The sequence below is a fragment of the Bacteroidota bacterium genome (assembly GCA_016713765.1).
Classification (GTDB): Bacteria; Bacteroidota; Bacteroidia; order AKYH767-A; family 2013-40CM-41-45; genus Pollutiaquabacter; species Pollutiaquabacter aromativorans.
In genome coordinates this window covers 347,382-358,777 of record JADJON010000001.1, presented here as the reverse complement: position 1 = coordinate 358,777, position 11,396 = coordinate 347,382, and the positions used below count along the sequence as shown (strand labels likewise).

At 42.4% G+C, this 11,396-nt stretch carries 11 protein-coding genes and 1 pseudogene; all 12 read left to right on the top strand.

The window, feature by feature from the left end:
• Window positions 1–165 precede the first annotated feature (165 nt).
• Window positions 166–513: a YegP family protein gene (locus IPJ96_01540; GenBank protein ID MBK7909030.1), complete on the top strand. Its 348-nt coding sequence runs from the start codon at window positions 166–168 to the stop codon at window positions 511–513.
• Window position 514: 1 nt separating this feature from the next.
• Window positions 515–688 carry a hypothetical protein gene (locus IPJ96_01535; protein MBK7909029.1) on the top strand — a complete coding sequence of 58 codons (174 nt, stop codon included), beginning with the start codon at window positions 515–517 and terminating at the stop codon, window positions 686–688.
• 353 nt (window positions 689–1,041) lie between these two features.
• Window positions 1,042–1,338: a helix-turn-helix transcriptional regulator gene (locus IPJ96_01530; GenBank protein ID MBK7909028.1), complete on the top strand. Its 297-nt coding sequence runs from the start codon at window positions 1,042–1,044 to the stop codon at window positions 1,336–1,338.
• A 27-nt stretch (window positions 1,339–1,365) separates the two neighbouring features.
• Window positions 1,366–4,461, top strand: coding sequence for a type I restriction endonuclease subunit R (locus IPJ96_01525; GenBank protein MBK7909027.1), 3,096 nt, complete (start codon window positions 1,366–1,368; stop codon window positions 4,459–4,461).
• Entirely contained in the window at window positions 4,455–6,080 is a 1,626-nt protein-coding gene (locus tag IPJ96_01520) for an SAM-dependent DNA methyltransferase (protein MBK7909026.1), read from the top strand. The genes IPJ96_01525 and IPJ96_01520 overlap by 7 nt, the downstream gene beginning before the upstream one ends.
• Entirely contained in the window at window positions 6,073–7,413 is a 1,341-nt protein-coding gene (locus IPJ96_01515; protein ID MBK7909025.1) for a restriction endonuclease subunit S, read from the top strand. The genes IPJ96_01520 and IPJ96_01515 overlap by 8 nt, the downstream gene beginning before the upstream one ends.
• The gene (locus tag IPJ96_01510; GenBank protein MBK7909024.1) at window positions 7,406–7,624 is read left to right on the top strand and encodes a hypothetical protein; all 219 of its coding nucleotides are present in this window, start codon (window positions 7,406–7,408) and stop codon (window positions 7,622–7,624) included. Before IPJ96_01515 ends, IPJ96_01510 begins: the two co-directional genes overlap by 8 nt.
• On the top strand, window positions 7,597–8,184 hold the full coding sequence (locus IPJ96_01505) for an HNH endonuclease (protein ID MBK7909023.1): 588 nt from the start codon (window positions 7,597–7,599) through the stop codon (window positions 8,182–8,184). The genes IPJ96_01510 and IPJ96_01505 overlap by 28 nt, the downstream gene beginning before the upstream one ends.
• 218 nt (window positions 8,185–8,402) lie before the next feature.
• Window positions 8,403–8,702: pseudogene (locus IPJ96_01500) on the top strand (hypothetical protein).
• A gap of 517 nt (window positions 8,703–9,219) precedes the next feature.
• The gene (locus IPJ96_01495; GenBank protein ID MBK7909022.1) at window positions 9,220–9,444 is read left to right on the top strand and encodes a helix-turn-helix transcriptional regulator; all 225 of its coding nucleotides are present in this window, start codon (window positions 9,220–9,222) and stop codon (window positions 9,442–9,444) included.
• Complete coding sequence (locus tag IPJ96_01490; protein ID MBK7909021.1) at window positions 9,416–9,751, top strand: HipA N-terminal domain-containing protein; 336 nt, start codon at window positions 9,416–9,418, stop codon at window positions 9,749–9,751. Before IPJ96_01495 ends, IPJ96_01490 begins: the two co-directional genes overlap by 29 nt.
• A complete protein-coding gene (locus tag IPJ96_01485) occupies window positions 9,744–10,703 on the top strand; it encodes a HipA domain-containing protein (protein MBK7909020.1) in 960 nt (319 codons plus the stop codon). Before IPJ96_01490 ends, IPJ96_01485 begins: the two co-directional genes overlap by 8 nt.
• The last annotated feature ends 693 nt before the right edge of the window (window positions 10,704–11,396 follow it).

Below are 11,396 nucleotides of genomic sequence, written 5' to 3'. Positions count from 1 at the left end.
GTACCCCGGTTATTATCCATGCATTTTTTCGTAGGGCAATGATACAACGTTTTTTGGACAAACTTCCAAACGTAATTCTCAATTATTCTACGAACTGCTGCCCGGTATTGATAACCCCTATCGTTAGGATTTTCCACGTGGGTTAAACAATTAAATATCAATACAATGATTCAAAATCCAAAGTACGTATTAAGGCAGGGTTCCAATAATCAATTTTATTGGATACTCACAGCAAGGAATGGTGAGCCCATACTGAAAAGTCAAATGTATGGTTCAAAACAAGGTGCCGCTGTTGGAATTCAAAGTAGCAGGAACAATGTCTCAGACCGAAATTTTGACCGTAAAACTGCCACCAATGGCCAGTATTACTTCAATCAGGTTGCAACAAATGGCGAAGTCATTGGAACGAGTGAAATGTATGTAACGATTGCAGCACGTGAAGTGGGCATTCAGTCAGTGAAAACAAATGCTCCAATAGCAGCATTTGAAGATTTAACAATTAAAGTATTCTAAAATGGCAAGAAATGGTAAGACCGGAGATGGTCATCGAAATGGTGCCGTGAAGGAGCGCAGTCAGACCTATAACCCCAAAACAGATTCCTGGTTGAAGCGTGACGCTGAAACAGGTCGGTTTATGGATGGGAAAAGTGATGACAAGCCTTTCAAAGGTGTCCGAAAAGAGAAGTGAAAACCTTCATTCTCTTCAAAATCCTTCCCCGTCCGGGAAAAGTGACGGATATATTAATCTTTAAAAAAGGAGGTACTATGTATCTTAACAAATACAATAATACTCCCAACGATAAAGTGCGTTTATGCAAGGGCAACCTTTGCATTGAAGCAAGAGGTGAAAATGCCCGTCTTCTGACTGGTGTGTTTGCCATCGCACTTTTGTGTATTGGGATTGCCGCTCTGTCGAGAGCATAATCGACAGGGATTAAATGAAGAAAGAGGGGAGTCAATTGGCTCCCTTCTCTTTTTCAATTCATTAATTTATTTTCAATACATTTGACCAATTCCGTACATGTCTAAAACGGGTTCATTATGTTAGGAGAACGATTAAAGCAATACCGGGAAGCCAAGGGCTTACTTCAACGGCAGGTGGCAGCCGAACTGGAGGTGGATACAGCCTATATCAGCAAGGTGGAAAGTGATGAAAAGCTGGTGAGCCGCTTACACCTCGGTAAACTGGCAAAAGTACTTGGGGCTTCTGAGGGTGAATTAAACGCTCTTTGGCTGGCGGATAAGGTGTTTTACATGGTAAAAGATGAAGCTGCCGGACTCAAGGCTATTAATTATGCTGAGGAAGAACTTTTGAAATTAAAAAAATCGAAACGATAATTATTACCACTTTTAAAATTATCATGTATGGCTTTTAATGAGAATACCAGAGTTAAACTTCCTGCTATACTTCATTTATGTAGGCTGGGGTATAAATACCTCTCTCTTTCTAAATCCAACTGGGATATTGAAACAAATATCTTTACTGATGTTTTTAAAGATAGCGTCAAAAGGATTAATCCAGACGTAGAAAATTCGGAAATAAACCGCTTATTGCAGGATGTTTCCTTAATGCTGGATAATGAGGATTTGGGAGAAGCATTTTATCAAAAACTGATTTCAACTTCAGGGATTCGATTACTCGACCTCTCCAGCCCAGAGAATTTCAAGAAGAACAATTCATTTCATGTTGTAACGGAGTTGCCATGTAAAAACGGTGATGAGGAATTCCGCCCGGATATTACGCTCCTGATAAATGGATTGCCGCTGGCATTTATCGAAGTTAAAAAACCAAACAATCAAGAGGGTGTGCTTGCTGAACGTGAGCGTATCAACACTCGTTTTAAAAATAAAAAGTTCAGGAAATTCATCAACATCTCCCAGGTATTGGTGTTTTCCAATAATATGGAGTATGATACCGAATCCATTGAACCAATTCAGGGTGCATTCTATTCTACTACTTCGTATTCTACAGCCAACTTTAACTGTTTCCGGGAGGAAGAGACTTTTGACCTGGCTTCCCTTTTGCTTCCAGAAGATAATGACCTGGAGAATTTCGTCCTAAAAGATAATAACCTCAGTGCCATCAAGCATTCTCCGGAGTTTATAACCAATAAGGAACCTAATACTCCAACCAATAGAGTACTCACATCTTTGTTCTGCACGGAACGTCTGTGGATGCTGCTGAAATACTGCATCGCTTATGTTAACGAAGAACGGGGTCTGGAGAAACACATCATGCGTTATCCGCAGTTATTCGCAACAAAGGCGATTGAGCGGAAACTGGATGATGGTGTTAGGAAAGGTATCATATGGCATACACAAGGAAGTGGGAAAACCGCTTTATCATATTTTAATGTTAGATACCTGACCGATTTTTATCAAAAGAAAAACGTTGTACCGAAGTTTTATTTCATTGTTGACCGTATCGACCTGATGAATCAGGCGAAACGTGAATTTACCAGCAGGGGATTAGTAGTTCATACGGTTGATTCAAAGGATGAATTGGTAAAGAATTTCAGAACCCGACAGGCAATCCATAATTTATCCGGTAAAAAGGAAATCACGGTTGTAAACATCCAAAAGTTCAAGGATGACACTGATGTTCTACAAGCCAACGATTATGACATTTCTTCTCAACGCATTTATTTCCTTGACGAAGTTCACAGAAGCTACAATCCAACCGGAAGCTTCCTGGCAAATCTATTCAACTCAGATAGGAACGCTATCCTCGTAGGGTTAACCGGTACACCTTTAATCGGAAAAGACCGAACTTCCAAAGCAACCTTCGGTGATTATATCCATAAATATTATTACAATGCCTCAATTGCTGATGGTTATACATTGAAACTAATTCGTGAGGACATTGAGACAACCTATAAATTTCAATTAAAGGAAGCCCTGAAGGATATAGAAATCCTGAAGGGTGATGCGGATAAGCGAATTGTTTACGCTCACCCGAAATTTGCAGAACCCATGCTTGATTACATCATTAGGGATTTTGTGAATAGCCGGGTGCGCTTTGGAGATAATACCATTGGCGCAATGGTAGTATGCGATTCATCTGAACAGGCTAAACAGCTCTTTGAAATATTCATAAATAAATACAACCCGACTCAGAAAGTAGTTGAAGAGGTGCAACCTTATTTAATGGCCGCCGACCCTGTTGTTGAGTATGCTAACTATTACGGTGGAGAAAAACCAAAGTTGAGAGCGACACTTATTCTTCATGATGTTGGCACAAAACAAGACCGGGAGGAAGAAGTAAATGATTTCAAGGATGGAAACATCGACATCATTTTTGTTTACAATATGCTTTTGACCGGCTTCGATGCGAAGCGTTTGAAAAAGCTATATATCGGACGGGTAATCAAAAACCATAATCTCCTCCAGACTCTTACCCGTGTTAACCGACCGTATAAAAAATTCAAGTTCGGGTATGTGGTTGATTTTGCTGATATAACGAAGGAGTTTGACGTGACCAATAAAGCCTATTTTGATGAATTACAGGCGGAACTGGGGGATGAAATGCAGACGTACTCCAACCTCTTCAAATCCAAAGAAGAGATAGAATCGGAATTACGTGAGATTAAGGAGCAGTTGTTCCATTATGATTTAACGAATGCTGAGATATTCTCCCAACAGATTAGCCAGATTGAAGACCGGACACTCGTTCTTGCAATCAAAAAGGCATTGGAGAATGCAAAGAACCTGTACAACCTGATTCGATTGTATGGTCATTTTGATATGCTGGAGAAGGTTGATTTTAAAAAACTGAATCAACTATATAGTGAAGCTTCCCGGCACCTTGATTTGCTGAATTTGAAGGAATCAGTCCAAAATAATGTGGACACCACCAATTTATTGAATGTGGCACTGGAGGATGTGGTGTTCATGTTCCGTAAAGTGAGCGAGGAAGAAATGGTGATTGCGGATGAGCTGAAAGACATGCTCCGGAAAACTCGTGAATCATTAGCCGGGAACTTTGACCAGAATGACCCTCAATTTGTTAGCCTGTATGATGAATTAAAGAGGTTGTTCGATAGGAAAAACCTGGATGAGATTACTCAGGAAGAAATGAAGCAGAATATCGGTTCTCTTCAATTGATTTATGATAAAGTGACCGAGCTCAATCGGAAAAATAATCTCCTGAAGGCTAAATATGAAAACGATGCAAAATATGCCAGGATGCATAAGAGAATTTTGGAGCGAGGTAATATATCGAAGCGTGAGAGCGAAATTTGTGAAACATTACTCGATGTGAAGGCTCAGGCTGACGAGAAGGTGATGATAAATACAAGAATGTTAGAGAATGAAAGCTATTTTGAAAAGATGCTCATTCAAATGGTAATCAGTAGCTTTTCTAAAAATAAAATTGAATTAGACCCGGAAACAGCAAAATATATAAACACATGCCTTGTGCGTGAATACATGAACGAATACCAAGGACAACCAAGATGGTAACACAGGACTTTACAGCGAAAACGAAAGAGTTAATTGATAACCTGAAGGGAGTTTGTACTTCCTATGGGTTGGGGAATGACGGGAATGAATTCAAAATCATTACCCAGGTTTTTCTCTATAAATTTATGAATGATAAATTTGGTTATGAAGTAAAACAGCTCGAACCCAAACTCAAGGATGCGGAAAGTTGGGAACAGGAAATAGCAAAATATAGCGACAAGCAATATGAAATGCTGTTACTCCGCATGAACCCCGATAGCGCAAAGCTGAAGCGGGAACACTTTTTATCGAATCTGTACAATAAACAGGACGTTGAACAGTTTGCCAAGCTGTTCGATGATACTTTACGGGATATAGCTATATTCAATAATGACATATTCTCCGTAAAGACCGGAACCGGAGCAAAGATTACGCTGTTTGATGAACTGAGCAATTTCATTTCCGATAGCTCACAACGGGACAACTTCTGCAAGGCAATTGTAAACCAGTTGGTGAATTTCAGTTTTGAGAAAATCTTCAATCAGAAATTCGATTTCTTCTCTACGATTTTCGAATACCTCATTAAGGATTACAACAAGGACGGTGGCGGTAAGTATGCGGAGTATTATACCCCGCATGCAGTCGCAAAAATTATGGCTGCCATTTTGGTGGATAAGCCTGTAAAGAACGTTACCTGTTACGACCCTTCAGCAGGAAGTGGAACGTTATTGATGAACCTGGCACATGCTATTGGTGAAGACCGTTGTACGATATACTCTCAGGATATATCACAGAAGTCTTCCAGCATGCTGCGACTGAACCTTATCCTGAATAATCTGGTTCATTCCATTCAGAATATTATTCAGGGGAATACGATGCTGAATCCTTACCATAAGGTGGGAGACAAGCTGATGACCTTTGATTATATTGTTTCTAACCCTCCTTTTAAACTTGATTTCAGTGATTATGTAGCTGACCTTGATACCAAACAGAATCACCAACGGTTCTTTGCTGGGCTTCCTAATGTTCCTAAAAAGGACAAAGATAAAATGGCAATTTACCCCCTGTTTATTCAGCATATCATGTTTTCACTGGCAGCGAATGGTAAAGCTGCTATTGTAGTACCAACCGGTTTTATTACAGCCCAGAGCGGAATTGAAAAGAAGATACGAGAAAAATTAGTTGAAGAAAAAATGTTACGTGGAGTGGTAAGCATGCCCAGTAACATCTTTGCCACCACCGGCACAAACGTAAGTATCCTCTTTCTTGACAAAGCGAACACCAAAGGTGATATTGTATTGATGGACGCTTCCAAATTGGGAACCACCGTAAAGGAAGGAAAGACCCAAAAAACCTTACTTTCTGAAGAAGAAGAAAACCTCATTATTGAAACTTTTAATAAACATCAGTCAAAGGAAGACTTCACGGTGGTTGTTTCTTATGAGCAAATTAAGGAAAAGAATTTCAGCTTCAGTGCTGGACAATATTTCGATGTAAAAATAGAATATTCTGACATTACACCTAAAGAGTTTGAAACTAAAATTACTGACTTTAAGAGAAATTTAGATAATTTATTTGCTGAATCGAAATCATTAGAATTATTAATTCAGAACCAACTTAATTCTTTAAAGTATGATTAAAAAAGTTAAGCTTCATGAAATTGTTAAAATTGCAGGTCGTGTAGGTTGGAAGGGATATACAGTTGAGGATTTACGTGATGAGGGTCCATGGGTGATTGGAGCAAATGACATCACATCTGACAATCGTTTAGACCTTTCGAAGGCCAAACATATTTCTCGAGAGAAGTATGAAGAATCTCCCGAAATTAAAATAGATTTAAATGATATTTTAATCGTAAAAGTTGGAAGTACGATTGGTAAAGTAGCTATTGTAAATAGGGAAATAGGAGAGGCTTGTATTAATCCTAATAGTGTTATTCTTAAAAATTGCAAAATTAATCCATCTTATCTCTACTATTATTTAATTAGTTCTGCAGGGAAATCATTTTTGAGGAATAATTCATCTGCAAGCGCTCAATCAGCATTGAATCAGATGACGTTAAAGGAGATGCTGATAGATATAGTTGATGAAAACACTCAAGTTAATATTTCATCAATATTAAATAATCTGAATTCAAAAATCGAACTCAACAACCGCATCAATGCTGAGTTAGAAGCAATGGCTAAAATGATTTATGATTATTGGTTTGTGCAGTTTGATTTTCCCTTCGACTTCGCTCAGGGCAAGCCCGATAAAAACGGAAAGCCCTACAAATCCAGTGGCGGAAAGATGGTTTGGAGTGAGGAGTTGAAGAGAGAGATTCCGCAGGGGTGGGAAGTGAATAAAATGGAAGATTGGATTGAATGTAAAAAAAGTGGAGACTGGGGAAAAGAGGTGCCTGATGGTAATTCTACACTGAAAGTAACTTGCTTCAGAGGAGCAGACATCAATGGATTGAATGGGCTTACTGAATTAAAACCACCCATCAGATACATTCTGGAAAAGAATTCATTCAAGATTCTTAATGCCCATGATATTATTATTGAAATATCAGGAGGAAGTCCAACACAATCCACAGGACGTTTAGCTTATATCACCGATTCCACAATTAAGCGATTCGACACCCCTCTTATCTGTTCGAATTTTTGTAAACCAATCTCCTTAAAAAACCCTAAGCTTCTATACAATTTTGTTTATTATTGGAATAGTCTTTATGATAATGGAATTTTCTTTGGCTATGAAGGTAAAACAAGTGGTATCAAGAATTTGCTCTTTGATTCATTCGTAAGCTCCTATTATACTGTTGTTCCAGAACAATCAATAGTAAATGAATTCTATGATTTTATGGAAAATATTCAAAATAAGAAACAGACTGCACTTGCCGAAAATCAAAAACTAACAGAGCTTCGAGATTGGCTATTACCTATGTTAATGAACGGCCAGGTGAAAGTAAATGAAATCGAACATGCTTGAACAATTTAATGATGTGGATTCTCTTTGGCAAAACGTTCTATCAAAAGCCAGAATTTACGCTGAGAGTAATGAAGTTTATTTCTCTCCCATTCAAGAAGTGCCGTATCGAGTTGTCAAAGTTGAAAATGATGTTATTCATTTATTAAGGCAGAAAGCCAAGACCACAATACCATTGGAAGAGGATTGTTTGATACTGCTATCAAAAGAATAATAAAATGGGGCTCTGAGATTGACAAAGGTGAACTTTATACGCCAGTTATCATTGAAACAACGTTAGTTGAATTCCTACCGATGTTGGATTGGAGTGATGATAGAAAGAAAATTCTGATTATGAGCTCCAGTTCAGTACCATCCTTGAATGATATAGATGAGGCAAAAGATGATGATGTAAACGCTTTTAGATTACAACTTTCACGTATCAGAAGGGGTCAGAATAAATTCAGGTTTAATCTTTTTAAAGTATACGGCATACAATGTTTCATTTCTAAATGTAGTGTTGAACAGGTGCTACACGCCTGTCACATTTCTCCTCATAGTGTTTCTGGTGACAACCGTGTTTCAAATGGAATTTTACTCAGGGCGGATTTACATGAACTTTTTGACTTGAATCTTGTCGCAATACATCCGGAAACTAAACAGGTTCATGTTTCAAATCAGTTGAAAGACAAAGAATATCGGAGATTTGTGGGGGTTGAAGTGTGTAGTCTCAAAGGAATGAGCTCGATAAGTGTAACTGCTCTTATGGAACGATGGGGTAATTTTGTACCTTAACGAGTTAGCAATATTCCTTCAACGAAGTATAGCCCAAGCCCCACTGGGTAGAACGATAGGATACATTAGGGTCGAGGATCCAATGAATGTTACGTGCTGTTGACAAACGCCATAATACGGGTAGCGGCCTTGGGATGGTTTTTTCTAAACCGCACGGCCTCGTGGTCAACAAATGCCTCATTTATTTACTAAAATAGAAGAGGAGATTAAAAAATGTCTTGGTCGACGCTTAATCCGCCATTGACAACTTGAGTGAAGCTGAGTTGAAACAATACGAGCATCGACTCGACGAAGTGCCGCATATTTTTTCGAAGATGAAACCCATGCCCGGGGCCATTGAGGGTTTCCAGTTGCTGAGCGAGCATTTCGATACGTACATCCTCTCCACGGCCCCCTGGGAGAATCCGACCGCCTGGCATGATAAGGTGGTGTGGGTGAAGCAGCACCTGGGCAAGTCGGCCTACAAGCGGTTGATCCTTTCACACAACAAGCACCTCAACCAGGGTGCTTGGCAGTAGGCGGTATGCAGTAGGCAGATGGCAGTAAGCAGCTAGTTTCGAACATTGCTTTTTTTCTCATCTCGCTTATTCTCCCATCGACCACCCCTACGTCATTCTCATCGACAGTTTGCGCGCTAGTTTTGCAGTGCGACTTGTCACGAGGCGAAGGCTTTAACCATCACCCCGAGACGTCAGGAGGAAACCCACACGTACTTTTTCCTGCAAACGATCATTTTCCTGACGTCACGATGATGATAGGAGCGCCCGCGCTGGTGCGGTGATTAACACCAGGAATTCCCGGACAGCGGTACGTCATTTCGGGATTCCTCTTCCCCGTTATCGATAGCCAAAACCAAACAACGCGGACGGTCCGGGGCCCTGCCATGCTATTGAAACATTTAAATTTTAGTAAAATGGCCGATTATCCAAGCGTGCTATATCTAATTAAATATAATAGTAGCCCTTGATAAATAACTATACTAAAATGCATATAGCAACATCATATTTACTATATTTGTATGTATAAGCATACAAAATGAACCAGCTTTCACACTTCGTCAAGAACCGACGGAAGCAGGTCGGGCTTACGCAGGAGGAGTTCGCGGAAAAGGCCGGCGTGGCTCTGACGGTGATCCGGAAGATCGAGCAGGGAAAAGAGAACCTCAGCCTTTCGAAAGTCAACCAGGTACTGCACATGTTCGGTCATGTGCTGGGCCCCATCCGCGAGCAACATGCGACAAGGAGTAGTGAAGTACAATAACATCCGGGCGGGCCTGCTGACCGAAGAGGACGACGGTACTTACCTCTTTGAATACGACGAGGAGTATGTACAGGACTACCCGCATCGGTTCATCACGTTTCAAATGCCGGTGACGACAAGGCCTTACCGGAGCAAGCGGCTGTTCCCTTTCTTCGACGGATTGATTCCGGAAGGCTGGCTGTTGACGATCGCGGCGGATAGCTGGAAGCTGAAGAAGAACGACCGTATGGGACTCCTACTGGCATGCTGCCGGGAAACCATCGGCGCCGTGAGTGTTCATCCTGTTCATCCGAACGCCGATGCGTAAGTGTTTGTCCTGCTATCGGCCCCTGGAAGAGGCGCAGTTGGATTATCATCCGGCCTGTGCGCGTGCTTTCTTTGGCACAACGACCGCCCCCATGCTTCCTTATCGGTTGTCGGAGATGGCCGCACTGGCGAAAGAAACGGTTGAACGATCGATAACCGTTCCCGGCGTACAGCCAAAGTTGTCGTTGGGACGCATCGGGAATGAACTCAACACCGCCGGCCGCGGCCGCTTAACCGTGCTGGATGCGTTGAAGGGAGAATTCATCCTCAAGCCGCCCTTTGCCGATTACCCGCAGCTACCCGAAAACGAACACCTGTCCATGAAACTGGCGGGCTTGTTTACCCTCGACACCGTGCCGCCAAACCTGATCCGGCTTGCATCGGGCGAGTTGTGCTACATCACCAAACGCATCGACCGCAATCCCGACGGCACGAAAAATCATATGATCGATTTTCAGCAGATCCTGGAACTCGAAGACAAATACAAAGGCACCATGGAACTGGTGGGAAAGACCATCGGCGAATTGTCGGTGAATACACTGTTGGACAAACTGCGTTTTTTCGAGTCCGCCGTTTTCAATTTCATCATCGGCAACAACGACATGCACCTGAAAAATTACTCCATGTTTTTGTCGGGTAGCGGCTGGGTGTTGTCACCATGCTACGATCTGTTGAATGTGAAAATCATCTTGCCGAAGGACCAGGAAGACCTTGCCCTGCTGCTGGGCGGGAAGAAAGCGAACTTCGAAAAAAGCTATTTCGATCGTCTGGGCGACTATCTAAACCTGAATGCGAAACAGGTGAATGCGGTTTACAAGCGGTTGCTGAGCTGGTTGCCCCGGGCCAATCAGTTGATCGATGCATCGTTCCTGAACGAAGACAGAAAATCCCAATACAAAAACCTGCTGGCAAAGCGCGTAAAGATCTTCCAAACTGATCCGCATGTTCGGTAGGCGGTATTCGGTTGGCAGTAGGCCGTGTTCGGTGGGCGGTTGGCAGTAGGCGGTATGCGGTGCTTTTTATCTTCAAGCCTCACATCGCGCACCCCGTAACTCATTCCCATGTCCCTTCTTCATAGGAGACTGTTGTTTCGCCCCTCCGGGGCTTGGAGAAAATGGGTGGCTCAAGGGCTGGCATGTTTGGCCCCTGCGGGGCTGGCGTTTGTTCATCGATGGTGGGCGTTGGCAGTGTTCGGTAGGCGGTGGGCGGTATTCGGTTGGCAGTAGGCGGTGGGCAGTATTCGGTTTGCAGTAGGCAGTAGGCGGATTGCGGTGCTTTTTATCTTAGCACGTCATATCTCCCTTCCTCGGTCACGGTCTCGTTCCTCGCAACTCCCTTCCCTCGCATCGCGCACCTCGTAACTCATTACCATGTCCCTTCTTCATAGGCGACTGTTGTTTCGCCCCTCCGGGGCTTGGAGAAAATGGAGGGTTCACGGGCTGGCATGTTTGGCCCCTGCGGGGCTGGCGATTGTTCGGAGATGGTGAGCGTTAGCAGTGTTCGGTAGGCGGTGTGCGGTATTCGGTTGGCAGTAGGCGGTAGGCGGTATTCGGTTCGCACAAGGCAGTAGGCAGTATGCGGATTGCGTTGTATTTTTCCTCGCACCAGCCTACGCTAAAGCTTCGGCCGGCCAGCCTCGCACCTCG